This is a genomic window from Planosporangium spinosum (assembly GCF_049999945.1).
Taxonomy (GTDB): Bacteria; Actinomycetota; Actinomycetes; order Mycobacteriales; family Micromonosporaceae; genus Planosporangium; species Planosporangium spinosum.
The window spans coordinates 40,612-64,651 of sequence record NZ_JBLYUB010000002.1 but is presented as its reverse complement, the minus strand read 5'-3'; the positions used below and the strand labels follow the sequence as shown (position 1 = coordinate 64,651).

General features: G+C 72.3%; 22 protein-coding genes. 10 read left to right on the top strand and 12 right to left on the bottom strand.

Annotated elements, in window-relative coordinates:
* Window positions 1–46: 46 nt before the first annotated feature.
* Window positions 47–739, bottom strand: coding sequence for a GntR family transcriptional regulator (locus ACNTMW_RS03110; protein ID WP_426631793.1), 693 nt, complete (start codon window positions 737–739; stop codon window positions 47–49).
* A 70-nt stretch (window positions 740–809) separates the two neighbouring features.
* Window positions 810–2,051, bottom strand: a complete 1,242-nt coding sequence (locus tag ACNTMW_RS03105; protein WP_426631792.1) for an ROK family transcriptional regulator — start codon at window positions 2,049–2,051, stop codon at window positions 810–812.
* Window positions 2,052–2,458: 407 nt separating this feature from the next.
* Between ACNTMW_RS03105 and ACNTMW_RS03100 the strand changes: the two genes are divergently transcribed.
* Window positions 2,459–3,940 carry a M1 family metallopeptidase gene (locus tag ACNTMW_RS03100; RefSeq protein ID WP_426631791.1) on the top strand — a complete coding sequence of 494 codons (1,482 nt, stop codon included), beginning with the start codon at window positions 2,459–2,461 and terminating at the stop codon, window positions 3,938–3,940.
* Between the two features lie 106 nt (window positions 3,941–4,046).
* On the opposite strand, the gene ACNTMW_RS03095 is transcribed toward ACNTMW_RS03100, so the two are convergent.
* Both ACNTMW_RS03095 and ACNTMW_RS03090 read right to left on the bottom strand, forming a co-directional pair.
* Complete coding sequence (locus ACNTMW_RS03095; RefSeq protein WP_426631790.1) at window positions 4,047–4,907, bottom strand: CAP domain-containing protein; 861 nt, start codon at window positions 4,905–4,907, stop codon at window positions 4,047–4,049.
* A 314-nt stretch (window positions 4,908–5,221) separates the two neighbouring features.
* On the bottom strand, window positions 5,222–5,737 hold the full coding sequence (locus ACNTMW_RS03090; protein ID WP_426631789.1) for a hypothetical protein: 516 nt from the start codon (window positions 5,735–5,737) through the stop codon (window positions 5,222–5,224).
* A gap of 459 nt (window positions 5,738–6,196) precedes the next feature.
* On the opposite strand from ACNTMW_RS03090, the gene ACNTMW_RS03085 reads away from it, so the two are divergent.
* The 6 genes from ACNTMW_RS03085 (at window position 6,197) to ACNTMW_RS03060 (ending at window position 11,499) form a co-directional block, all read left to right on the top strand.
* A complete protein-coding gene (locus ACNTMW_RS03085; RefSeq protein WP_426631788.1) occupies window positions 6,197–6,760 on the top strand; it encodes a sigma-70 family RNA polymerase sigma factor in 564 nt (187 codons plus the stop codon).
* On the top strand, window positions 6,757–7,455 hold the full coding sequence (locus ACNTMW_RS03080; protein WP_426631787.1) for an anti-sigma factor family protein: 699 nt from the start codon (window positions 6,757–6,759) through the stop codon (window positions 7,453–7,455). Before ACNTMW_RS03085 ends, ACNTMW_RS03080 begins: the two co-directional genes overlap by 4 nt.
* A 195-nt stretch (window positions 7,456–7,650) precedes the next feature.
* Window positions 7,651–8,595, top strand: a complete 945-nt coding sequence (locus ACNTMW_RS03075) for a DUF4142 domain-containing protein (RefSeq protein ID WP_426631786.1) — start codon at window positions 7,651–7,653, stop codon at window positions 8,593–8,595.
* 126 nt (window positions 8,596–8,721) lie between these two features.
* Window positions 8,722–9,570 (top strand): ferredoxin, encoded by an 849-nt coding sequence (locus tag ACNTMW_RS03070; RefSeq protein ID WP_426631785.1) that lies wholly within the window; start codon window positions 8,722–8,724, stop codon window positions 9,568–9,570.
* Window positions 9,571–9,573: 3 nt separating this feature from the next.
* On the top strand, window positions 9,574–10,869 hold the full coding sequence (locus ACNTMW_RS03065) for an NAD(P)/FAD-dependent oxidoreductase (RefSeq protein ID WP_426631784.1): 1,296 nt from the start codon (window positions 9,574–9,576) through the stop codon (window positions 10,867–10,869).
* Window positions 10,870–11,154: 285 nt separating this feature from the next.
* A complete protein-coding gene (locus tag ACNTMW_RS03060; protein WP_426631783.1) occupies window positions 11,155–11,499 on the top strand; it encodes an STAS domain-containing protein in 345 nt (114 codons plus the stop codon).
* Between the two features lie 161 nt (window positions 11,500–11,660).
* Here ACNTMW_RS03060 and ACNTMW_RS03055 read toward each other — a convergent pair whose 3' ends face one another.
* From ACNTMW_RS03055 to ACNTMW_RS03040, 4 genes are all read right to left on the bottom strand, one after another.
* Complete coding sequence (locus tag ACNTMW_RS03055; protein ID WP_426631782.1) at window positions 11,661–12,611, bottom strand: ferredoxin; 951 nt, start codon at window positions 12,609–12,611, stop codon at window positions 11,661–11,663.
* A gap of 127 nt (window positions 12,612–12,738) precedes the next feature.
* Window positions 12,739–13,395, bottom strand: coding sequence for a class I SAM-dependent methyltransferase family protein (locus ACNTMW_RS03050; RefSeq protein ID WP_426631781.1), 657 nt, complete (start codon window positions 13,393–13,395; stop codon window positions 12,739–12,741).
* Between the two features lie 154 nt (window positions 13,396–13,549).
* Complete coding sequence (locus ACNTMW_RS03045) at window positions 13,550–15,127, bottom strand: glycerol-3-phosphate dehydrogenase/oxidase (protein ID WP_426631780.1); 1,578 nt, start codon at window positions 15,125–15,127, stop codon at window positions 13,550–13,552.
* Window positions 15,124–15,738: a TetR/AcrR family transcriptional regulator gene (locus ACNTMW_RS03040; protein WP_426631779.1), complete on the bottom strand. Its 615-nt coding sequence runs from the start codon at window positions 15,736–15,738 to the stop codon at window positions 15,124–15,126. The genes ACNTMW_RS03045 and ACNTMW_RS03040 overlap by 4 nt, the downstream gene beginning before the upstream one ends.
* A 17-nt stretch (window positions 15,739–15,755) precedes the next feature.
* Between ACNTMW_RS03040 and ACNTMW_RS03035 the strand changes: the two genes are divergently transcribed.
* Window positions 15,756–17,321 carry an FAD-binding oxidoreductase gene (locus ACNTMW_RS03035; protein WP_426631778.1) on the top strand — a complete coding sequence of 522 codons (1,566 nt, stop codon included), beginning with the start codon at window positions 15,756–15,758 and terminating at the stop codon, window positions 17,319–17,321.
* A gap of 442 nt (window positions 17,322–17,763) precedes the next feature.
* Here the strand turns inward: ACNTMW_RS03035 and ACNTMW_RS03030 are convergent, their stop codons facing one another.
* The 3 genes from ACNTMW_RS03030 to ACNTMW_RS03020 all read right to left on the bottom strand — a co-directional run bounded on the left by ACNTMW_RS03030 (window position 17,764) and on the right by ACNTMW_RS03020 (window position 21,662).
* A complete protein-coding gene (locus tag ACNTMW_RS03030) occupies window positions 17,764–19,014 on the bottom strand; it encodes a hypothetical protein (protein WP_426631777.1) in 1,251 nt (416 codons plus the stop codon).
* Between the two features lie 100 nt (window positions 19,015–19,114).
* Window positions 19,115–20,575 carry a glycoside hydrolase family 28 protein gene (locus ACNTMW_RS03025; RefSeq protein WP_426631776.1) on the bottom strand — a complete coding sequence of 487 codons (1,461 nt, stop codon included), beginning with the start codon at window positions 20,573–20,575 and terminating at the stop codon, window positions 19,115–19,117.
* Between the two features lie 214 nt (window positions 20,576–20,789).
* Complete coding sequence (locus ACNTMW_RS03020; protein ID WP_426631775.1) at window positions 20,790–21,662, bottom strand: DUF4253 domain-containing protein; 873 nt, start codon at window positions 21,660–21,662, stop codon at window positions 20,790–20,792.
* Window positions 21,663–21,911: 249 nt separating this feature from the next.
* Between ACNTMW_RS03020 and ACNTMW_RS03015 the strand changes: the two genes are divergently transcribed.
* Both ACNTMW_RS03015 and ACNTMW_RS03010 read left to right on the top strand, forming a co-directional pair.
* Entirely contained in the window at window positions 21,912–22,844 is a 933-nt protein-coding gene (locus ACNTMW_RS03015; protein ID WP_426631774.1) for an NAD-dependent epimerase/dehydratase family protein, read from the top strand.
* Window positions 22,823–23,326 carry a GNAT family N-acetyltransferase gene (locus ACNTMW_RS03010; protein ID WP_426631773.1) on the top strand — a complete coding sequence of 168 codons (504 nt, stop codon included), beginning with the start codon at window positions 22,823–22,825 and terminating at the stop codon, window positions 23,324–23,326. The genes ACNTMW_RS03015 and ACNTMW_RS03010 overlap by 22 nt, the downstream gene beginning before the upstream one ends.
* Window positions 23,327–23,480: 154 nt before the next feature.
* Here ACNTMW_RS03010 and ACNTMW_RS03005 read toward each other — a convergent pair whose 3' ends face one another.
* A complete protein-coding gene (locus tag ACNTMW_RS03005; protein WP_426631772.1) occupies window positions 23,481–23,957 on the bottom strand; it encodes a GNAT family N-acetyltransferase in 477 nt (158 codons plus the stop codon).
* Window positions 23,958–24,040: the final 83 nt, after the last annotated feature.

Below are 24,040 nucleotides of genomic sequence, written 5' to 3'. Positions count from 1 at the left end.
CGGGCCGGCGCCGGAAGCGTGGTCTGCCCGCGACCCGTCGTGGTCACTACTGTCCGGTGCCGCCCGAGGTATGTGGGTGGTCGGCGAACGCCCGGCGGTGGCGGTCCCGGGCGGCTTCCAGGTGGTCGCGCATCGCCTCGGCGGCGGCCTCCGGCGAGCCGGCCGCGATCGCCGCCACGATCCGCCGGTGCTCGTCCCCACTGACGCGCAGGTGCGCGGCGGGGAAGTGGAGGCGATGCAGGTGCAGGTGCGAGTGCAGTCGCACGATCGCGGCGTGCAGCAGTCCGTTGCCACCGGCCTCGGCGATCCGGTCGTGGAAGGCGGCGTCCTGCGCGGTGAACGCGGCGTGGCCGGCGTACCCCTCCCCGGAGAGGCGCTCGGGCAGGTCCGCCTCCTTGGCGAGGACCCCGACGTCGAGGTCCTCGCCGGCGGCCAGTCGGGCGGCGGCGCGCCCGGCCGCCCGGCACTCCAGCAGCAGCCGCATCTCGAACAGGTCCTCGAACTCGGCGCGGGTCAGCAGCGGGGCGGTGCTGTACCCGGCCATGGCCCGCTTGCGGACCAGACCCTCGGACTCCAGCCGGGCGAGCGCCTCCCGGATCGGAGTGGGGGAGACGGCCAGGTCGCGGGCCAGGGCGTCGATCGTGACCCGCTCACCGGGCGGGATCACGTGATCCATGATCAGCGACTTCACGGCCTCGTACACGTCGTCGGTGAGCGTGAGGCGGCGAAGCGGACGCATTCGTAGATCATATAGGATCTACGGCCCCGCCGGCGGGTGTGCCGACCCGCCGGCCGGCCGGCGCGTCCGCCTACCGGCCGGGTGCGGTCGACAGGCTCGGCGCCTGGGCCGGTACCGCTCCCCGCTCGTAGAAGACCTCGTCGAGGGCGACCGTTGCCGCGCCGAGGAGGCCGACGTGCTGGCCCAGCGTGGACGGCTCGATCACGACCTGGTGGCGCAGCACCGAACAGACCTTGGCCTGGGTCGAGGCGAGGACCGTACGCAGGACCTCCTTCGGCGCGGTGGCGAGGATGCCGCCCAGCGCGACCCGGGTCGGACTGAACACGTTGACGTTGAGCGCGATCGCCATGCTCAGGTGCTCGGAGAACTCGGCGAGCAGGGCGGAGGCGCGGCCACAGCCGGCGTGGGCCGCCGCGTCCAGCGCGTCAAGGGGCGCCGGGTACCGGCGGTCGGCCTGCGCGAGCACGGGGCTGTGGTCGGCAGCCCGGGCGACCCGGGCCCGCAGGTACGGCTCGGACAGCATGACCTCCAGGCAGCCGACCGAGCCGCACACGCAGCGCGGCCCGTCGGCGGCCACCTGGTGGTGGCCCAGTTCGGAGACGCCGTGGGCGCCCTGGCGGAACGGGCGGCCGTCCACCACGAACCCGAAGCCGACCCCCTCGCCGACGTGCACGTACAGCAGGTTCTCCGCCCGCTGCCCGAGCCCGTGCAGGGCCTCGGCCGCGGCCATGGCGCGAACGTTGTAGTCGACCACGGCCGGCGTGCCGAACGCCTGCTCCAGTCGGTCGGCGATGTCGACGTCGCGCCAGCCGAGCGCCAGCGACAGCACGCACCGTCGCCGCCCGGCGTCGACCGGGCCGGGTACCCCGACGCCGACGGCGACCAGCGTGCGCCCGGCCGCCTTGACGATCGGGTCGGCGGCGGCGACGGCGACGTCGATGACCCGCTGCGCGGACGCGCCACGCTCGAACGGGGCCCGGGTGGCGTGGGTGACCAGGCCGGACAGGTCGGTCAGGCCGACCCGGACCTCGTCGATGCCGATGTCGATGCCGAGGAAGACGTACTCCTCCCGGGACAGCGTCACCACGGCCGGGCGGGGGCCGCGGCGCGGGGAGCGCACCCGGGGGACCGACTCCGTCAGGTACCCCTCGCCGGACAGGTCGGTGACGATCGACGCGACCGTCGGGATGCTCAGCCCGGTCCGGGCGGCGATCTCCCGCCGCGACAGTGGGCCCTGCTCGGCGAGCAGTCTGAGCAGCAGGCCTCGGTTGTGCGCACGTACGTCTTCCGGCAGCCAAGAGCGTCGGTGCACCCCGGGGCCCCCTCACGGTCGGCGTGGTCAGAACGCGAGCACTGTAGCGGTAGCGATACGGAGCGTGGAACTCCGTGCTGGATAACGGCACGTGAATCCGTGCAATAGAAATTCCGCGCAATGGAAAACTCCATCATGGACAATGTCCGGTCCGGCACCTACCGTCGCGCCCGTGAGCCTGCTCGGTCCGGCACCCACCGCCGCGCCCGAAGGTCCGTCCGGTATGCCGCGCGACGGCCCCTCGCCCGGCCCTTTCCGGCGTGGAAATCACTGTTCTGTATTTCCATCTTTCGATACTTTCGCGGATGTGACCAAACCTGGGGCGGTGGTCCGGCCAACACGTCGCGCCGCTCGCCGCCCCGCAACGGGAGGGAGTCCCGATAGTGCGGCGAGCACTGGTGGCAGTCATGACCGTCCTCGCGGTCGCGCTGGCCGGCACCCCGGCGAGCGCGGCCATCCGTCCCCACGCCGGGCCGACACCGGGCAGCGCCGGCGGCGGCGACAGCTACTATCCTGACTACGGCAACGGCGGGTACGACGTGTCGCACTACGACGTGCGGCTGCGGTACTGGCCGGAGACCGACAAGCTGAGCGGCACCACCACCGTCCTGGCCCGGGCCACGCAGGACCTGTCCCAGTTCAACCTCGACTTCGCGCTGGCCGTCAGCTCGGTGCGGGTCAACGGCTGGCCGGCCGCGTTCAGCCGCGAGGGCGCCCACGAGCTGGTGGTCAAGCCGGCCCGCCCGGTACTCAGCGGGCAACCGCTCACCGTCGTGGTCCAGTACGCCGACACCCCGTCGGCGGTCAGGGTCAACGGGTTCACCTCGTGGACGCGTACCGCCGACGGCGCGCTCGCCGTGGGTGAGCCGGAGATCGCCTGGTGGTGGTTCCCGAGCAACGACCACCCGACCGACAAGGCGACCTTCGACGTCTCGGTGCTCGTACCCGATGGCACCCAGGTCGTCAGCAACGGCGTGATGCCCCGCCCGGCCATCCGGGAACTGCCCGGCTGGAGCCGCTGGTACTGGCGCTCGGTCAAGCCGATGGCGACCTACCTGGCGTTCCTCGCGATCGGGCACTACGAGATCCGCACCGACACGTCGGTCGACGGGCAGCCGGTGATCAACGCGTACGCCCAGGACCTCGGCGAGTACGGTGGCGCCGCACGCGCCAGCGTCGAGCGGACCGCCGAGGTGGTCGACTGGGAGAGCACCGTGTTCGGCCCGTACCCGTTCGAGGCGCGCGGCGGCGTCGTCGCCCCGTACAACAGCATGGGGTACGCCCTGGAGGACCAGACCCGGCCGATGTACGACGGCCGGTTCTGGCGGAACGGCTCGAACATGTACGTGGTGGTGCACGAGAACGCCCACCAGTGGTTCGGCGACTCCGTGTCGCTGGCGGACTGGCGCAACATCTGGCTGCACGAGGGCTTCGCCAGCTACGCGGAGTGGCTGTGGTCGGAGGCCCAGGGTGAGGGTACGGCGCAGGAGCTGTTCGACTTCACCTACGCCTACTACCCGGCCGACGACCCGTTCTGGCAGGTGAAACCGGGTGATCCGGGGCCGCAGAACCAGTTCCACGGCGCCGTGTACGACCGGGGTGCGATGGCGCTGCACCAGCTACGGCTGGCCGTCGGTGACGACGTGTTCTTCCGCATCCTGCGCGAGTGGACCGCCAGCCACCGGTACGGCAACGCCACGATCGGGCAGTTCCAGGCCCTCGCCGAGAAGACCTCGGGCAAGGACCTGGCCGGGCTGTTCACGACCTGGCTGTTCACGGCCGGCCGGCCGGAGCTGGGTGGGGCGGCGACCATGGCGGCCCGGGCGGTTCCCACGCAGCCGAAGTCGTGGCAGAAGATCGAGGAGACCCACCAGGTGCTGCGGCACTGAGCCGTCACCATCGTCACAAGGTGCGGGACGTTGCGGTCATGGCACGGGACTGAGACCACAACGTCCCGCACCTTGTGACGATCAAGGCGGTACGGGCAGCCGGCGATCAGCCCAGCGGGGTGCCGAAGTCCTGGGTCCACAGCGGAGTGCGGCCCTGGTACGCGAGCCCGACACCGATGTTGGTGTACCGGCAGTTGAGGATGTTCGCGCGGTGACCCGGGCTGTTCATCCACGCCTGCATGACGCTGGTCGCATCGGACTGGCCCTTGGCGATGTTCTCGCCGACGGCCGACCACCGGTATCCGGCGTTGGTCACGCGGGTGCCGACGCTGACCCCCTCCGGGGTGTCGTGGGCGAAGTAATCGCGGGCGGCCATGTCGGCCGAGTGGTCGCGGGCCGCGGTCGCCAGCCGAGAGTCGACCGACAGCGGGTCGCAGCCGGCCTTGGCCCGCTCCTGGTTGACCAGCATCACCACGGCAGCCTCCGCGTCGACGTCGGCGGAGGCCGGCGTACCGGCCGGGGCGGCCGCCCGTACGGTCGCCGGCGGTGCCGGTGCCGGGGCGGTGCCGCCGGCGCCGGCCCGGCGGGTCGGCGTGGTGGCGGCGGGCGCCGGACGGGTGACGGTGGGCTGGGCGGTCGGGGACGCGCCGGGCGCCGCCTCCAGGCCCGCGCGGCCGGCCAGCGCCGGATCGGCCGCCTGGGTCGCGCTCGACACGCCGGTGTCGATGGCGGTGGTGGGCGCCGGGTCGGTCCGGTCCGCGGCGACCTTCGTGGTCCGCTCCCCGGCGCCGCCGACGACGAGCACGCCGATCGCCGAGGACAGGCCGACGGCGACCGCGGCGGTCGCCGCGACGACCGCCGGGCGTAGCGCCCGGCGCCGGGGCGACGGATCGCGCGGTGGCCGGTCGGCCGGCCCGAGGGGCTCGGCGTCGAGGATCTGCGGGGGCTTCGTGGGGGGCGTGTGCAATGCACAACCTCCGAGGGAACCGGTCACGGACCGCACGAGCCTAGATCCGGTACGGCCGCGCCGGGACGTCCGCTGGCGCGAACTTAACCGCCGCCTAATCGAGACTTATAAGTAGTCGTGGTCGGGGTGCTCCGCCGCTGACCCGGGGCACCGCTCCGGTCGGGGTGCTCCGCCGCGACCGCCACCGGCGGGAGGTCGGCGGTCGCGGCGGAGCGGGAGGTCCGCCGGCCGCCACGCGCGTCGGCAGGTGCGCGCGTGGCGGCCGCGGACGGCCAGGTGGCGCGGCGGGTCAGGCGCCCAGGTGGTGCGGCGGGTCAGGCTCCCGGCGCGGGCGGGTTGGCCGGCGCGCCGGCAGCCTTCTTGCCCTGAGGGGTGACCGCGAACCACACGTTGCCCAGGCCGTGCCCCTTGGCCTCACCCGGTGCCGCGTCACCGGAGTACCGGTAGACCGGCCAGCCGCCGATGGTCACCTGCCGGGTGGCGTCCTCGGTCCGCGCCACGGTCCCGATGGCGGCCTGGTCGAAGCCCTCCACACGGAGGTCGCCGGTGTGCATGACCGGCGGCCACTTCATCCAGCAGTCCTCCATGCAGTTGCTCTTCGGGGGCTTGGCGGTGTCCTTGTCGTACCGGTACAGCGTGTAGCCGTCGCCGTCGACGACCACCTCGCCCACGCCCGCCACGTTCTGCACGCGCAGCACCATGGTGCCCTGAATGTTGGCGGGCGGCAGCGGGCTCGCCGGGGCGGCGGTCCGGACCGGGTCGGCGGAAGAGCACGCCGTGGCGGACAGGATGGTGGCCAGCGCCACGCCCACCAGGGTCACTCGGCGCACTTCGCAGGCTCCTTCGTCGGGTCGGTGTGTCGGTTTCGTCGGGTCGGTGTGTCGGTCAAAGGTACGCGTGGGCGACGGGGATCGGTTCACGGGTGTCGACGGTCGGTTCGGCCCGGCCACCGACGGCGGTCGGCCCGACCGGCCCGCCGACCGCGCCGCCCGGCCGGTGATCGTGCCACCCGATCGGAGCCGGTTCAAGCCCTCGACCGGCCCGCCGTTGCCAGCCATCCACCATGGACGACGCCGGCGACGGCCACCTCGACGGTGGGCGCGAGCCGGCAAAACGGACGGAGAGTGGCGTCGGTGGGAGGCGCCGGGAAAGTCGTCGCGATTTTGTTGAGCCGGCGGCGCCATCCATCCGTATCACCGGGCGGTAGCCACGCGGTATACGGAGGTGATGGCGGTGGTCCTCGTGATCCCGGCGGTCGCGGTGCGCCCGGTCGGCCAGTACCGGCACTGATGGGTCGACGTGCGACGCGCGACAGCCACGAGGGCGGCGTCCCGGACGTGGCCGCGCGCGGTGAGGAACTGGTCCGGTCGCTGTACGCCGAGCACGCCGAGGGGCTGCTGCTGTTCGTGCTGCGGCTGACCGGAGGTGACCGGCAGCGGGCCGAGGACGTGGTCCAGGAGACCCTGCTGCGGGCGTGGCGGCACGCGCACGAGCTGGCGGCCAGTAGGCATGCGTCGATGCGTCCCTGGCTCGTCGCGGTGGCGCGGCGCATCGTCATCGACGGGTATCGCAGCCGCAAGGCGCGGCCCCCGGAGACCGACGACGCGCCGCTGGCGACGGTCGCGACGGCCGACGAGACCGATCGGGTGCTGCAACTGCTGGTGCTCACGGACGCCCTGCGGTCGCTGAGCGCGGCCCACCGCGAGGTGGTGTTCGAGACGTACTTCCGCGGTCGCACGGTGCAGGAGGCCGCCGAGGTGCTCGGCCTGCCCGTCGGCACGGTCAAGTCAAGGGTCTACTACGCCCTCCGGGCGTTACGGATCGCGCTGGAGGAACAGGGAGTGACGGCATGATGATGCCGGAGGACGTCCACCGGGACGTCGGCGCCTATGCGCTGGGTGTACTCGACCCGCGTGACCGGGCGCGCTTCGAGAAGCACCTGACGGTGTGTCGCTCGTGTCCACGGGAGTTGGAGGAGCTGTCGTCCGTGGCCGCGCTCCTGTCGCGGGTCACCGCCGACGAACTGACCTTCGCGGAGCACTCCGTACGCAAGCCTCGCCAGGTCGACGCGCTGCTGCTGGCGGTACGGGACGAGCGTCGCCGCACCGCGGTGCGGCAGGCGTACACGCTGGCCGCATGCCTGGTGCTGATCGTGGCCGGCGCCGTCGTGGCGGTGAGCGTCGGCCTCGGCGGCCGGGGACTGCCCGGGGTGCCGGCGCTGTCGCCGGTGGCGCAGAAGTTGCACGCCGCCGACCCCGCCACCGGGGCCGAGGCCACGGTGCAGCTGGAGGCCAAGCGCTGGGGCTCCCAGGTCACCCTGCAGATGACCCACGTCAACGGGCCGGTGACGTGCCGGCTCGTCGCGGTCTCCCGGGCCGGCGCCAACGAGGTCGTCATGGGGTGGAGCGTGCCGCCGACCGGGTACGGCACGGCGCAGCAGCCGGATCCGCTCGTTCTGCACGGCGGGACGGGACTGCAACCCGACGACGTGTCCCGGTTCGAGGTCCGGACGACCAACGGCACCCTGCTGGTGAGCGTTTCGCGGTGACCGTCGGATCACTCGATGATCACGGTGAGTGGGATCCACTGTGGTCCGTAAAACCTCGTGAAAGTCGATCATAAGTCGTCCTTAAGTGACTGTCCGGTAAGCGAATCAGGCTCTAGTTTTTCCATGGGCGGCGGGCCCGGTCACCGGACCCTGCCGTCGCGGTACCCTTCACGACGAAGCCAGGGATTGGTGGGAATGTTCGAGCCGCGGTTCGCACGGTTCTGCTCCAGGCTGGCGCTCCTCGTGACCGCCGGGTTCGCAGCGTGGGTGACCGCGCCGACCACGGTGGCGGTCGCGGCGCCGGCAGCTCCACCCGCCGAGGCACCGGCCCTGCCGGCCGCGGCGCCGGCCGGTCCGCTCGCCGTGGCGCCGGCCGGTCCGCTCGCCGTGGCGCCCGACCCGTTCGGCGGTGCCATACCCGGCGACGTCAGCGACGGCAAGGGCCTGCTGCCGCCGGCGAACAACCAGCCCGGCTCCGGGGCGGTCGTCGAGACCGCGCTGCCCGGCGCGGGCGCCACCCAGACCCGTTTCGGCGTGCTCGACGACGTCGACCGGCTGTTCCTGGTCAAGGTGCGCCAGGCCGGCCTGTGGGAGCGCCCCGTCGGCACGATGGCCCAGCAGCAGGCCGGCAACGCCAGGGTCAAGGAGGTCGGCGGGATCCTCGCCTCCGACCACGCGGCGCTCGACGAGGAGGTCCGCTTCGTCGCCAAGCAGCTCAACGTCGCCCTGCCCGACCAGCCGTCGGCCGAGCAGCAGGCATGGATGCGTGAGATCGCCGTGGCGCAGGGCCACGACTTCGACGTGACCGCCGTGAAGTGGCTGCGATTCGCGCACGGCGGCGTCTTCTCGGCCATCGCGTCGGTACGCGCCAACACCCGCAACGAGATGATGCGGCTGTTCGCCGAGCGCGCCAACCTGATGGTCAACAAGCACATGTCGCTGCTGGAGAGTACCGGCCTGGTGCAGTTCGACGCGCTGCCGCACGCCGCGATCGGCGCGCCCGCCGTCGCCCTGGCCGCGGCGACCACGCCGACGCCCAAGGACTCGAACTTCCTCCGGACCCCGGTCGTCGCGCTCCTGATCGTGGCCGGGCTGCTGGCGGCGGTCAGCGTCCGCCGCGTGGTCCGGGGCGGCAACTGACCACCGGACCACCGTCCCCCACCACCCCTACCGAGGAAAGAGAGGTCGGCCCTCGTGCTTGCCGCCGATGCCCATTGTGCGGTTACGATCGCCGCTGACTGCAGCGCGGCGCAGAGCGTGCACCTGGTGGCGCACACGGCCGGATTCATTTCGTACACACTGCTGTGGTTCACCGTCATCTGGGGCATGATGCTCGGCCGCGGTTGGGCGATGACCCGGTTCAAGCACTCCAACCTGTACGCCACGCACATGACCCTGGCGTTGATCGCCATGACGCTCGGCTGGGGCCACGCGTTCATCCAGTTGGCGAACCCGATCGGCACCGTGCACCTGATCGACGAGTTCGTGCCGTTCGCCAACGGCCGGGACCCGATCGGTATCGGCGTCGGCGTGATCGCGACGGAGATCATGACCGCGCTGCTGATCTCCATCCCGTTGCAGAAGAAGCTGGGCTACAGCCGGTGGCGCGCCCTGCACTCGCTGGCGTACGCGTCGTTCACCCTGCTGGCCGGGCACGTCCTGCTGTCCGGATCGCACGTCGGCCCGCTGTTCGTCAAGGTCCCCGTCCTGCTGATGTGGCTGAGCACGGTGGTGCTGTGGCTGGGGGTGTCCAATTGGGCGCTCAAGCAGAAGCGCGAGGTGACCGACCGGGCCATCAACCGGCTGCGGGGCCAGACCGCCGAGGTCGCCGTCGACGCCGCCAAGTGCGCCCGGTTCGGGTTCTGTGAACAGGAGGCGCCAGCGATCTTCGAACTCCGCGCCGACGGCCGGCTGGGCTACAAGTCGACGATCCCGCCGGAGGACATCGAGGCGGTGTCCCGGGCGGTCAAGGTCTGCCCGGCGCGGGCTATCCGGATGAACCGGGCCGGGTCCCGGGTGTACATGCCGAAGAACGAAATCGTGGAGACGTCCGGCGAGCGGCCGCAGGAGACGCTGGCCAACGTGACCGGGCTTCACCGCCGTGGAGGTAAGTGACGCATGCGTCGCGCAAGGCAATCGATGGCGTACGGCTGGTCGGACCGCATCCTGGTCATTGGCGGTGGGCCGGCAGGGATGGCGGCCACCGAGGAGCTGCGCCGGCAGGGCTTCAGCGGCAACATCACGCTGCTGTGCGACGAGCCGGACGCCCCGTACGACCGGCCGGCGTGCTCCAAGAGCCTGCTGACCGGGCACGCCCGGCCGCAGGACGTGCGGATGCCGATCGACGGCGAGCTCGAGGTGCAGTGGATGCACGGGCGCCGGGCCGTCGAGGTGGACATGCGCCGCCGGTCGGTACTGACCCAGACCGACGAGGAGTTCGCGTTCGACGGTCTGGTGATCGCGAGCGGTAGCTACGCCTCACTGCCCAAGGGCTGGCCCGACGGCCCCGGCATGCACGTCCTGCACACCGTCGACGAAGCCTGGCAGCTGCGCCAGGACCTGCGACACGCCGAGCGGGTCGCGATCGTCGGCGGCGGTATCACCGGCTGCGAGACCGCCTGCGCGGTGCGCGAGTTGGCACGCGAGGCCGTACTCATCGACCCGAAGCCGTACGTGATGGGCCGCGCCGTCGGGGAGCCGATCGGATACCTGATCGCGGAGGAGCACCGCCGCGCCGGCGTCGAGATGCGCCTGGGGCGCCGGGTTAAGGAGGTGGAGCGGCTGCGCGGACGCTGGCGGCTCAGCCTCGACGACGGCTCGCAGGTCACCGCCGACGTCGTGGTCGCGACGCTCGGGGAGAAGCCCGACACCGACTTCCTCGAAGGTACCGGCATCGACACCTCCCGGGGCATTCTCTGCGACGAGACCCTGCGCGTCGTCGGTGCCGAGGGTGTCGTCGCCGCGGGCGCCGCGGTGCGCTGGCCCAACCTCCTCTACAGCGCCGAGCCGATGATGGTCGGGCAGTGGATCGCCGCCGTCGAGATGGGGCACGCCGCCGCACGGGCGCTGCTCGCCGGCGACCGCGAGGTACCCCCGGTCGGCATCGTGCCGCGGTACTGGACGCTGCAGAACGGCCTGCGCGTCATGGTCGCCGGGGACTTCAAGCCGACCGACCACATCGTGATGACCGAGATGCGCCCGGGCCGCAAGGACACCGCCCGGGCCGGGGTCATGGCCAGCTACTACCGCGACGACGAGCTGGTCGGACTGATCGCGGTGAACGCCGCCCGCGCGTTCACCGAGACCACCCGGGCCATGCTCATCGACACCCCGGTCCGGGTCCAGCCGCAGCCGCAGAGCGAGACGGAGCGCACCGGTACCCGGTCGCAGCGCCGCCTGGCAGCGGTCAGCTGACCCGGGGGCGCCGCCAACCGGCGGCGACGGGCTGAACACACAGACGACAGGCGCCGCGGACCATGCAGGTTCGCGGCGCCTGTCGGTACCGGTTTCCGGTTCGCGGCGCCTGTCGGTACCGGTTTCCGGTTCGCGGCGCCGATCGGTACCGGTCTCCGGTCCGCCTGTCGGCGACACGTCGGCCGTCCGGCTTGTGACCGGGCGACGAAAAGCGAGCGGTCGGGGCACAATCGATGGAAGCGTGGCTGAGCGCCGCCCGCGTCACCGGCTGGAAGGCTGACCATCATGACGTTCACGCACCGGATCGGCGCGGAGGGACCCGAACTCGTCATCGCCCTGTACGGGGAGATGGATCTGCGGGTGTCAGAGGCCTTCGAGGCGACGGTGCACCGGATCCTCGCCGAGCGCCGGCCGCGCGTACTCCAGCTCGACCTGGCCGGCCTGGACTTCCTCGACTCCACCGGGGTCAGTGTGATCGTCCGGCTGTGGCGGCTGTCCCGCCGAGAACACTGCTCGCTGCGGCTGGTCAACTCCAACGGGATGGTGCGTCACGTTCTGGAGGTCACGGGCGCGCTCACCCTGGTGGGGGAGGTGCCGTCCGCGGAGGCGGCGCCGGGCGTGACCTCGTGACCACTCCCATTCCCCCATGATCGTGGAGGATCCTCCGTGCAGGGCCGCGGAGAATCCTCCACGATCATGGGGAAGTGCGGCTGACCGGGCCAGGGGGCGGGTGACCCGGCCAGCCGCGGTCTTCTGACCGGCGGTGGCCTTCCAGCCGGCCGCACGTCCGGTCAGCGGCGGACCGGACGCCGGGTGGCGTCGTCAACCGGCGGCTGCGGCAGGACCGGCTTCGAACCCGGCAGCTTGATCTTGATCGCGCGGGCCGGGCAGACCTTCACCGCCATGATCGCCGCGTCTACGTGCTCGGCTGGCACCGACGGCTTGTAGTCGATCCGGTCCCCGACGAGCTTGAAGACCTCCGGTGCTTCCTGCTCGCAGAAGGCGAAGCGCATGCACTTACCTGGGTTGACCTCGACCTCGGCCTTGTCCGGACGGGTCACGCCGGGGAACGGGCGGCGCGGCTTGGCGGCCGCGCGGGACAGTTCCTCGTCGTCGAGGTCGTCGGCGGTGCGCAGCCGCCGGGCCTTGCGCGGCGGCTGGACCTCCTCCGGCTCCGGCAGCAGGTCGTCGTCGCGGAGCCGGCGGTCCTCACGTGGCAGGTCGTCGTCGCGGAGCCGGCGGGGCTCGCGTGGCAGGTCGTCGTCGCGGAGCCGGCGGTCGTCGGCGATGCGGCCGTTGTCGCGGGGGAGGTCGTCGTCGAGCCGGTCGTCGTCGCGCAGTCGGCGGGGGCCGCGGGTGAGATCCTCGCGGGGCAGGTCGTCGTCGCGGGGCAGGTCGTCGTCGCGCAGTCGGCGGGGCTCGCGTGGCGGGTCGTCGTCGCGTAGCCGGGCGGCACGGCGGGGCCGTTCGTCGTCGTTCCAGCGCACGTCGTCGTCCCAGCGTGCGGGGCGAGCGTCTTCGCGTGGGCCGGCCGTGCGCCGTGCCGGACGACGGTCGTAGTCGTCGTCGTAGCGGTCGTCGTACCCGTCGTCGTAACGGTCATCGTCCCAGTCCGGTCGGTCCGCCTGGTTGCGGCGCCACAGCTTCCAGCCGATGACGGCCAGCCACAGGACGACGGTGATGAGCGTCAGCGAGACGATCGGGTCTGACAGCACGGTGGGATCGGCCTCCCGTCTGGACATGCGCGGTACGCGGGCGCAGCGGCCACGGCCGGGCGGCCGGATCCACGCTGGACAAAGGTACGTCGGCGGGGTCGGCGCCGAGAAGGTACTTAAGACGGACTTACGGCGGTTTTCATCGGCTGCCCGTTCACCGGGGTTCGCGGGGGACGAACGTGAACATCCGGGCGCCCGACTCCAGTGGCCGGGGATGATCGGTGAACCGGTGCACCCCCACGCCGAAACCCTCGTCCGGACCCGACAGCCACTCCCGCGCGAAGCCGTGTTCGGCGAACCAGTCACAGAGGCGCGGTACGAGGTCCGGCGGCCGGCGGTGCCGGGTCCAGATCACGGTGCCGCCGGTGGCACAGAGTTGGCTGGCGTACCCGACGGTCGCCCGGATGTCCGCGTCGCTGATGTTGCCGAAGATTCCGCACATCAGCACCAGGTCCGCGGGCACCGCGTCGGCGTACTGGTCGGTGAGGGACGCGTCACCCACCCGGATCTCGACCGACCGGAGTCCGGCCGCCTCGGCGGTCCGCCGGGCGATCGCGGCGTTGCGCGGATCGAGTTCGACCAGTAGCGCGGTCACGTCGTCGCGGCGGGGATGGCCGGCCAGGACGTCGAGGAGGTCACGGCCCTGACCGGCGCACAGACTGACCACCCGCAGCGGGCCGGGCGGGCTGGTGTCCAGGGCCTCGGCGATGCGGGCACGGACCGCGGCGAGCCGGCGCGCCAGGGTGGAGCCGGGTGTGTCGTAGCCGTCGTGCCAGCCGTACCAGTCCCGTTTCCCGGTTGCCTCGGTCACGACGGCAGCCTAGTACGGCGGTGTGACAACCACGGCCTCCTCAGACCTTTCCGTACGGTCTGACCGGCGGCCACAGGGTTCGCCGGCGCGTACCCCGCTTCCACCGGAGTACCGGTCATCGGCGGTCGCCGTGAAACGGTGCCAGGAACCCTGGTCAGCACGTCGGACGCCGGCCGGGCGGCTCCACCCCGTCGTTCCCGGCGGCGAGCAGCGCGCGGACGACCGGCAGCGCGCGCTCCCGGTCGGCGGGTACGAGCCCGATCCGGGTCCGGCGGTCGAGCAGGTCATCGGAGTCGAGGGCGCCCTCGTGGCGCACCGCCCACAGCAGTTCCGCGCCGGTCACCGGTACGCCGTCGGCGATCGGCCGCAGCAACGCCGGATCGGCGTCGGCGAGGGCGGCGACCGCGCCGGCCTCGGCGCCGTACCGGGCCACCAGCAGGGACCGTACACCGGCCGGCAGCGCGTCGCCGGCCGGTACACCGGTCGCCGTACCGGCGCCGACCAACGGCAGGTGCGCGGTCCGGCAGGGCCCGGCCCGCAACCGGCCCACGGCCACCGCGGCGTCGACGGCGTCGCGTGCCATCCGCCGGTACGTGGTCAGCTTCCCGCCCACCACCGTGACCAGGCCGTCGGGCGAGACGCGTACGGTGTGCCGGCGGGACAGGTCGGCGGTGCGCGTGGCCGGACCGGCCAGCAACGGGCGCAGCCCGGCGAAGGCGCCGATGACGTCGTCGGGGCCGACCGGGCTGTCCAGGGCCGTGCCGAGGACGTCGAGCAGGAACTCGACGTCGGCGGGCGGGGGTTCGGGCACGTCCGGAACTCCGCCGGTGATCGGTTCGTCGGTGAGCCCGACGTACACCCGGCCGTCGGGCTGGGGCAGGACCAGCGCGAACCGGCTGCGGGCGCCCGGGATCGGTACGGTCAGCGCCGCGGCCGGGTGGCCGAGCCGGTGCGCGGGAAGGACAAGGTGGGTACCGCGGGAGGGGCGCAGCGTCACCGAGGGGTCGAGCTGGTCGGCCCACACGCCGGTCGCGTTGACCACGGTCCGGGCCCGGATCGTGAAGCGCCGGCCGGTGCGGGTGTCGACCGCGTCGACCGTGCCGGGCAGGGGGCGCAGGATCCGGCAGCGGGTGAGGATGGTGGCACCGTGGCCGGCCGCGGTGCGGGCCAGCGCGACGACGAGCCGCGCGTCGTCGACGAGCTGGCCGTCCCAGTGCAGCAGGCCGCCGCGCAGGTCGCGGGTGCGTACGGCGGGGAACAGCCGCCGTGTCTCGGCGCCGCTGATGCGCCGGCTCGGCGGCAGGGCGGCCCGGGGCGTACCGGCGGCGGCGCGCAGCGCGTCACCGGCGGCCAGGCCGAGCCGGGTGAGGGCCGCGTCGGCGCGGCCGAGTTCGCCGGTCAGCGGCAGCACGATGGGCAGTGGCCGGACCAGGTGCGGTGCGGTCCGTTCGAGCAGGATGCCGCGTTCGACCGCGCTCTCGTAGGCCAGCCCCACCGCGCCCGAGGCCAGGTAGCGCAGGCCACCGTGGACCAGCTTGGAACTCCACCGGGACGTGCCGTACGCCAGGTCGTGCGCGTCGACCGCGGCGACCGACAGGCCGCGGCTGGCGGCGTCGAGCGCCACCCCGGCTCCGGTCACGCCGAGACCGATCACGAGAACGTCCACCGGGTGCCCGTCGGCCAGTTCAGCCAGCTCACGGGCGCGGCGCCGGGCCGACAGCGAGGTGTTCACGGTGCCAGGTACCGGTCGAGGAGCAGGTGGAGCTGACCGTCGAGGTCGGTCTCGTCGTACCCGTCGGTCATCGTCTGTGCCGAGAGCACGAAGCCCTGTGCCGTGAGGAGCATGCCGCGGGCGAGCAGTCCGGGGTCGCCGGGCCGGATCGAGCCGTCGGCGGTTCCGTGGCCGATCGCGGCGGTCAGCATCTCGAGCATCTGGTCCTGGCTGCGCCCGCGCCGGTCGACCAGGTAGGGCAGGAGGATCTCGGGATCGAGCTCGACGATGCGGCGGAACACGGGGTGGTGCCGCAGCGTGCCGGCGGCCGCGACGAACGCGGCGACGAGCGGCTGCCGCGCGGTGCCGCCAACCGGCTCGGCGCTCCCGGCCTCGGCGGCGGCGAGCGCGGCGCGGGTGATCGCCCCCCATTCCCGGGTCATCAGGTCGGCGACCAGCGCGGTCATGTCCGGCCAGCGCCGGTAGATCGTCATGCGCGACACGCCGGCGCGGCGGGCGACGTCGGTGAGAGTGGTGCGGCGCAGGCCGACGGCCAGGATCACCGCCCGTGCCGCGTCGAGCAGGGTGTCCTCCTCGGTGCGGCTTGCCGCGTTGTTACGACTGGACGTCATGTGTCACAGTGTAACCTATGGATGGATCGAATGCGGTGTACCGCTGGGGCGATCCGGGCCGCGCGGTCACGTTGCCCGACGGCGTCCGGGCCCTACTGGCGTCGGTGCTGGGGGTGCGCGCGCCGCGCCCACCGGTACCGGTCGTCACGCCGCCGCCGAGCCGGCTGCCTGACGCGGCCCGGGCGGCGCTCGACGCGGTCTGCGGCCGGGTGCGTACCGACGACGCGGTTCGCGTCGGCCACGCCGCCGGGATGTCCACCGTGGACCTGCTGCGGCTGCGGGCCGGTGACGCGGCGGACGCCCCCGACGCGGTGGTGGAGCCGGCCGACCACGACGAGGTCGTCGCCGTGCTGAGGGCCTGTGCGGCCAACCGGATCGCCGTCGTCGTGTACGGAGGCGGTACGTCGGTGGTGGGTGGCCTGCGGGCGCGCCGGGAGGGGTACGCCGGTCTGGTCGCCGTCGACCTGCGGCGGCTCGACCGGCTCGTCGCCGTCGACCCGGTCTCCCGGACCGCCACCTTCGACGCCGGGGTACGGGCGCCACGCGCGGAGGAGCTGCTCGCCGCGCACGGCTTCACGCTCGGGCACTTCCCGCAGTCGTACGAGTACGCGACGATCGGCGGGTTCGCGGCCACCCGGTCGAGCGGGCAGGCGTCGGCCGGCTACGGCCGCTTCGACCAGATGGTCGTGGCCTTGAGGGTCGCCACCGCCGGCGGCACACTGCACCTGGGCCGGGCCCCGCACGCCGCGGCCGGCCCGGACCTGCGCCAGCTCTTCCTGGGCTCGGAGGGTGCCTTCGGCGTCATCACCGAGGTGACCGTGCAGGTCCGGCCGGTCCCGCCGGTCCGGCGGTACCTGGGCTGGCGGCTGCCGGACTTCGCCGCCGCGGGTGACGCGATGCGCATCCTGGCCCAGGACGGCCCGCTGCCCGCCGTGCTCCGCTGCTCCGACGAGGCCGAGACGGCGATCGGTGCGGCCGCCGCGGGTGGCGAGGGGCCCGGCGGGTGTCTCATGATCACCGGCCTTGAAGGTGCGGCCGGCCGGGTCGCCGCGACCGAGTCCGCGCTCGCCGACCGGCTGGCCGAGCTGGGTGGGCAGCCGTTGGGAGCCGGTCCCGGGCGGGCCTGGTCGGGTGACCGGTTCGGCGCGCCGTACCTGCGCGACGCGCTGCTCGACGCCGGCGCCCTGGTCGAGACGGTGGAGACGGCGACGTTCTGGAGCGCGCTGCCCGCCACCTACGCGGCGGTACGGGACGCGCTCACCGCCGCGCTCGCCGACCAGGGCACGCCGCCGCTGGTCATGTGCCACATCTCGCACGTGTACCCGAGCGGGGCGTCGCTGTACTTCACGGTCGTCGCCGCGCAGTCGGGCGACCCGGTGGCGCAGTGGACGGCCGCGAAGGCGGCGGCCGGCGCCGCCATCGCGGCAGCGGGGGCCACGATCAGCCACCACCACGGGATCGGCCGCGACCATCTGCCGTGGTACGGCGAGGAGATCGGCCCGTGGGCGACGGCGGCGCTGCGCGGCGTCAAGCGCGTGCTCGATCCGGAGCACATCCTCAACCCGGGCATCCTGCTCGACTGACGGCGTTCATCGCTCATGGCAGGTGTCGCCGGCTCCCTCCGTCACGTCGGCACCTGAGCAGGCACTGATGAAGACCGCCTGAAACCTGGCATAAGAAACCCTTAGGTCCGCGCCGCGCGCTGGAGCGACCGGGGCGGATCTGCTTCAGTGTGGTCACGGAGCGCTTCTGCCAACTATCGCGTTCCGGAACCAACCGGGCGGCTATCGGCGACCGCCCTCGCCGGTACGCCCCCGGTGCCTGTCGGCAGCGGGCGTTGGTGGTCGACGCCCGCCGCACCAGCGGTGAGTGCGGCAGGCGCCGCCCGGCGTGGATCCCGTTCACGCCCGGTACCGGCGCTGCTCCCCGCAGTCGCCTGACCGCGCAGGCACGCCCCTGCCCCGGGGAACCGGGCGCGCACGCGACCGAAGGTGACTCGGGTCCTTCGGCCGCGTGCGCGCCCCGTCAGCGTCCCTGCCGGACCTCGACCGGGATGCCGAGAGCCCGCAGCCGCGGTGCCACCTCGGTCATCATCACCGTCATGTCGTCGACGACCGCGTCGTTGTCGTGGTTGAAGAAGTCGAACCAGAGCATGAGCCGGTCGTGCGGGTCGAACCGGTCGGCGATCTGTTCGGCCACGTCGGCGGGGTTGCCGACGAGGGCGTTGTCGGCGGCGTCGGCGACCTTCGCCGGGTCGACGGTGCCGGTCATCGCCCGCCAGTACGCCTCCAGCGTCGCGCGCGCCCGCTCCCGGGCCTCGGCGCGCTGCCGCTCGGGCACGAGCCCCGGCCGGCCGTCGACGAACACGAACGTGGTGCGGGGCAGGTACTCGCGCCGCCACGGGCCGCCGGCCGGATGGTACGCCGCGCGCATCCGCTCGTGCGTGCGCTCGATGACCTCGGCCGGCGTGATGCTCAGGTTGAACACCCGCACCGGAGCGAACCGATTGAGGTGCGCCTGGAGGTCCGGGTCGTGCGAGCCGAGGACGAGCTGTAGCAGCTCCCGGCGCGGCTGCGTCGGCACGATCCGGGTGACCTCGAACTCCCAACGGCGCGGCACGGTCAGCGCGTCGGCGCCGGGAACGCCGGCCACGTCGCGTACCCGGTCCCACTGATCCGGCTGCCGGAAGTGCTCCGGGCGCAGTACGAACTCCGGCACGTCGGCGCTGCTGAGTTCCTCGCCGGCGAGCAGGCGGACGAAGACCTCCGCCGCCTCCCACATGACCGCGTTCTTGACCTGTGGCCACGCGAGCCGCTCCCACTCCGTACGGGGGCCGACGCCGGTGAGCTGGTTGACGTAGTCGAAGCGGCCGGCGGCGAATCCGATGTGGAGGGCGCGTCGCTCCGCCGGGTCGAGCCCGTGCCAGCTCAGCGCCGTGGCGACCCGCTCGGCGGCGGCGAGCGGCCCACCGTTGCAGATGATGTTCATGATCGCCGAGCCGACGTCGAGCTGGCGGGTCCGCGCGAACACCCGGGGGGCGAGCTGGCAGATGTCGGCGTTGAGGCCGATCTCGCCCTCCCAGTGCGGCAGCACGGGCCGGTGGTGCCGCTTCTGGGACTCGATGCTGTAGTGGCTCTCGGCCACCCACACCGTGCCGTACCCGAGCGCGTCGGCCGCCTCGCACTGGACGAGAAAGTTGCGCAGCAGGGTGGCTTCGGGCGGGAGGACTCCCCGTGCCGGGGTCGGCGCGATGCTGCAGAAGAGGTCGAACTGCACGGTCGGCTCCTCGAGCGGCGAGGCAACCATGATAGTGGTCGCTTCGCGGCCGCGTGGCCCCGTCGCGTCGGGGTGGGCGTCACCTCGGACGGCGCGGGCGTCAGGCCGCCGGTGCCGGCGACGGGAGCGGAGCGCCGTTCTCCACCACGTTGTCGAAGACCAGATGGTCGACGTACTCGACGACGTCGGGCGCGGTGGTCGTACCGAAGTTGACGTCGCGGAGCGTGACCCGGTCGATGTGGTCGTCGGCGTACCCGCGGAGGTTGAGCCCCTGGGCGGCCGACTCGACGATCAGGTTGCTGACGTTGAGGTCGCTGACCACCGGGTTGAACCCGTGGCCGGGGCCCTCCTCGTAGTAGAAGTTGACGTCGATGACCGCCTTGCCGACCACGCCGACCACGATGTCGCGGGCGTGGAAGCCGGTGATGAACCCGCCGCGTACCGAGTTGGTCTTGAAGCGCAGGGCGATGTCGAGGTTCGGGCTGGACATGTGGCAGTTGCGCACGAACACGTTGCGGATGCCGCCGGACATCTCGCTGCCGAGCGTCACGCCGCCGTGGCCGTCGCGCATCTGGCAGTTCTCGATCAGCAGGTCCTCGCTCGGTACGTTCACCCGCCGGCCGTCGGCGTTGCGTCCGGACTTGATCGCGATGCAGTCGTCGCCGGTGTCGAACGTGCAGCCCCGGATGACCACCAACCGGCAACTCTCCGGGTCGCACCCGTCGTTGTTGGGGCCGTGGGAGTTGACCGTGACGTCCTGGACCAGGACGTTCTCGCACAGCGTCGGGTGGATCTCCCACATTGGAGAGTTGACGATGGTGACGCCCTCGACGAGGACGTTCCGGCAGCGGTACGGCTGGATGAACGACGACCGCAGGTAGCCGCCGTCGCCGAAGACCCGCTGCTCCACCGGTACGCCCTGCTCGGCCATCGCGAGCAGGCGGGCCCGCGCGTCGTTCTGGTTCGGGTCGCCGGGCTTCCAGCCGTAGGCGGCGTTGCCCTTCCACGGCCACCAGTGCTGGTTGTCGGCCTGCCCGTCGAGGATGCCGGTGCCGGTGACGGCGATGTTCTCCTGGTCGAGCGCGTAGACCAGCGGGGAGTAGTTGTACAGTTCGACGCCCTCGAAGCGGGTGAGCACCGCCGGAAGGTAGCGGCCCGGGTCGGTGCTGAAGCGCAGTCGGGCCTTGTCGGTGAGGTGCAGGTCGACGTGGCTGAGCAGGTGTATCGGGCCGGTCAGGAAGTCGCCGGTGGGTACGAGCACGTGCCCACCGCCGGCGTCGTGGCAGGTCCGGACCGCGCGCCGGATGGCCTCCGTGCAGTCGGTGACCCCGTCGCCGACCGCGCCGAACCGGGTGATGTCGAAGTACCGGTTGGGAAAGTACGGCCGGCGCACCCGCGCCTTGATGTATCCCGCCCGTAGCCAGGCGTGGTCGGGCGTGGCCGGCGGGTGGCCCGGACCGGCCGGTGACGCCTGGGCGTCCAGCTCGGCGGCCAGTTGGGTCGCCGTGATGCCGGCGCCGACCGTACCGGTGAGCCTCAGGAAGTCCCGCCGTGAGCGCACCGCGATCACCTTTCGCGCTGGATACGGCGCCGGGGTGGCGCACGAGTGCGTCCCGGATCCTACGGAAGCGCTTCCATGAATTCAACTTTAGCGATGTCTTGCGGTTCCGCGGATCTGGTCGAGGACGGTCAGTGCGTGGGTCGTGCTGCCGGCGGTCCCCGGGCTGCTGCGGGTACGCCGCGTCGAGGTCGGTTGACCGGGGAGGAACCGGCGGTCAGTCCCACCAGAAGTACCACCGGTGGGTGGGTACCTGGTGCTGCGCGACGCGGTGCGGCTCTCCGACGAACTGGTCGAGGTCGTCGCAGTACGCGAACTGCTCGACCGCCACCCGGGCGACGTCATGCGGGTCGGTCGGAGGCGTGGCGACGACCAGCCCGAGCGCCACGACCCCCAGGTAGCGGACGTCCGCCCCGAAGCGCTGCTGCCAGCTCCGCAGTACCCCGACGTGGTCGGTGACGGTGAGCCGGTCGTGCTCCTTCGACGCGTACCAGTCGTTGACGTGCGGGGCGCCCAGCAGGGCCGGTAGTTCGTAGCCGGCGCGGGCGGGCACCAGGCACAACCAGTCCGGATCGGCGCTGGTGCCGGCGATCTCACCGTACGGGCGCCACGGCGCCGACGGCGGATCGGAGGTGAGCAGCGTCAGCGTCCGGTCGACGTCGAACAGGCCCAGCCGGTACGCGGTCAGCTCCCCGTCCGGCGGCTCGTACCGTGAAGCCCCGGCGCGGTGGGCGGCGATCAGCTCGTCGACCACCTCGGACGGTGGTACGGCGAGGGCGCTGCTCAACCGCTGCGGAGCGCCGGGCGCCCCGGCGCTCCGCAACGCCCACTGCTCGGGGCTTTCCTTGCTGAAGAACGGCCACAATCCGGTACGGGGATGCTGAGCGCGCATCATTTCCCAGGTTCGTGGCTGAGCGGCGTCGACGCGGGCGCCGAACACCGGCACCCCGTCCACGGTGGCGGCCGTGGTCAGGCTGGCCGGGGCCAGTCCGACCGAGACCAGCAGGTCGCGGGCACGTGCCGTGATGGCGCGGCCGGCGGCGCCGAGGACAGCGGCTTGCTTCCGGGTGTTGTCGGGAACGGCAGACATGGCACGACGGTAGGTGACACGGCCCCGGTAACCGCAACGTAACCACGTACGCTAGGCCGGTGGCCAGGACCGATGTGCCGTTACCGCCGTTCGGTCCGGTCTGTCCGATGAGCGCGTTCCGGCCTGTCCGATGAGCGCGTTCCCGATCCAGATAGGCGGCACGTGGACCGCGATGATCACGTTGTGCCGTGCGGGTGGCCCGCGGTGGTTCGGCGTCCTGCCGCGTCACCCGCGTCCGATCAGCGCGAAGTGCTGGTCACCGGCGGGCTTGGATTCCTGGGCCGCGCCGTCACCCTCGATCTCCTCGCCGCCGGCCACCGGGTCACGGTCCTCACCCGGGGGCGCCCGGACGCCGTGCCGGCCGGGGGCTCCACCGCCATCGACGGCGACCTCCGCGACCCGGCCCGCATCCGTGACATCGTCGCCGAGGGCGGCTTCGACGCGGTCGTCCACCTCGCCGCGCTCATCCAGCCCCGGGAGTCGTTCGCCGATCCGCTCACGTACTACGACGTCAACGTCGCCGGTACGCTCAATCTGCTGCGGGCGCTCGACGAGGCCCGGACCTCGGTCCCCGCGCCACGGCTGGTGTTCGCCTCGACGTACCTCGTCTACGGCACCGGGCGCGTCGGCACGCTGAGCGAGGACATGCCGCCCCGTCCGGAGAGCCCGTACGCCGCGTCGAAGATCTGCGCCGAGCAGGTGATCGCCGCGTACGCCGCCACCGGCGCGATCGGCGCGGTGACGTTGCGGTGCTTCAACGTCGCCGGTGCGGTGGACGGGATCGCCGACACCGATTCCACCCGCATCATCCCGAACGTCTTCCGCGCGCTCACCGGGGAGCAGCCGTACGTCACGCTGAACGGCGACGGTACGACGGTCCGCGACTTCGTCCACGTCCTGGACGTGGCGGAGGCGGTGCGGTCGGCGTTGACCACCGTGACGGCGGGGGAGTACCGCGTCTACAACGTCGGCAGCGGCGCCGGTACCAGCATGGCGGAGATCGTGGCGGCGGCCGAGGCGGTGACGGGTCGTCGCGTCGAGGTCCGGAAGGCACCCGCGCGGCCGGAGCCGCCGGTGCTCACGGCCGACACCAACCGCATACGGGCGGATCTCGGCTGGCGGCCGGGCCGGTCGTCCCTCCAGCAGATCATGGGCGACGTGTGGAGCGTGTGGCCGCACTGAACCCCGAGTCCGCAGGAATCGCGCGCCGACTACTACCGCCACCACCAGGGTCGCCGATCCGGCCGGTCGGGGTCACGGCCTACTGGGATCCGCGGTTGTGGCCGGGCAGGGACGAGCTGTGCGCGATCGAGGTCGGATTCATGTGGCTCGCGACGTCGGCCCAAGGTACGGGGCTGAATGTCGAGTCCAAGTTCCTGCTGTTCCGTCATGCGTTCGACGTGTGGGGTGTGGCCCGGGTCGATCTGAAGACGGACGCGCGGAACAGCCACTCGCGTGCGGCGATCGAGGGTCTCGGCGCGCGGTGTGAAGGCGTGCTGCGAAACTGGTCGCAGTCCTGGGTACCTGGAGAGGACGGCCGGCTCCGTTACTCCGCGATGTACTCGATCATCGCCACGGAGTGGCCGGACTGCCGGGTCAGGCTGGAGGAGCGGTTGGCCTCCATATGGGAGAGCCATGGGGTGGGCGCGGGACTGTCCCCGTGACGCCGCGACGACCACCGTCCCGGCGGTCGTCGTCTGTCTGGTCATTGACGGGATGCGCGTCATCGACGGGATGCGCCCGGAGAGCCAACGGCACGGCGGTCATTATCAGGACCCGCCCGGTCGATTTGCGCCCATATTCGGCAGTCGCGAGCGGTCAGACGAGGTCGCGGTGGTAGTAGAACATCGGCTCGGCCGCTCCCGGCTCGGTGTTGGTGAAGCCGTGCGCCTCGTAGAAGCGGCGGGCGTCGGTGTCCTCGCCGTCGACGTTGATCTCCAGTGTCTCGGCGCCACGCTCCCGGGCCAGGCGACATGCGGCTTCCAGCATGGCGTGCCCGAACCGCTGTCCACGCAGGTCCGGCCGCACGTAGAGCTCGTCCAGAGCCGCGACCGGGCCCTCGTACCAGACGTTGGACCGGAACGACATGACTGCGACGCCGACGGCCGGCTCACCGGCGAGCAGGGCCACGAGGTGGTCTCCGGCGAGCAGCCGCCGGAGACGTACCGTGAGCACCGCCGGCCCCGGTGACGGCCAGTCGAACTCGCGGTTGAAGGCGTCCAGCAGGTCGGCCACGACGGCCGCGTCGGCGACCGTCGCCCGCCGTACCGGATGGTCGTGTTCAGGGGTGGTCATCAGGTTCCTTCCGTGGATACTCCGGCCTTCAGGCCGGATAGGAAACGCCCACTCCTGCGGAGCAGGGCAGGGAAAGCCGATCC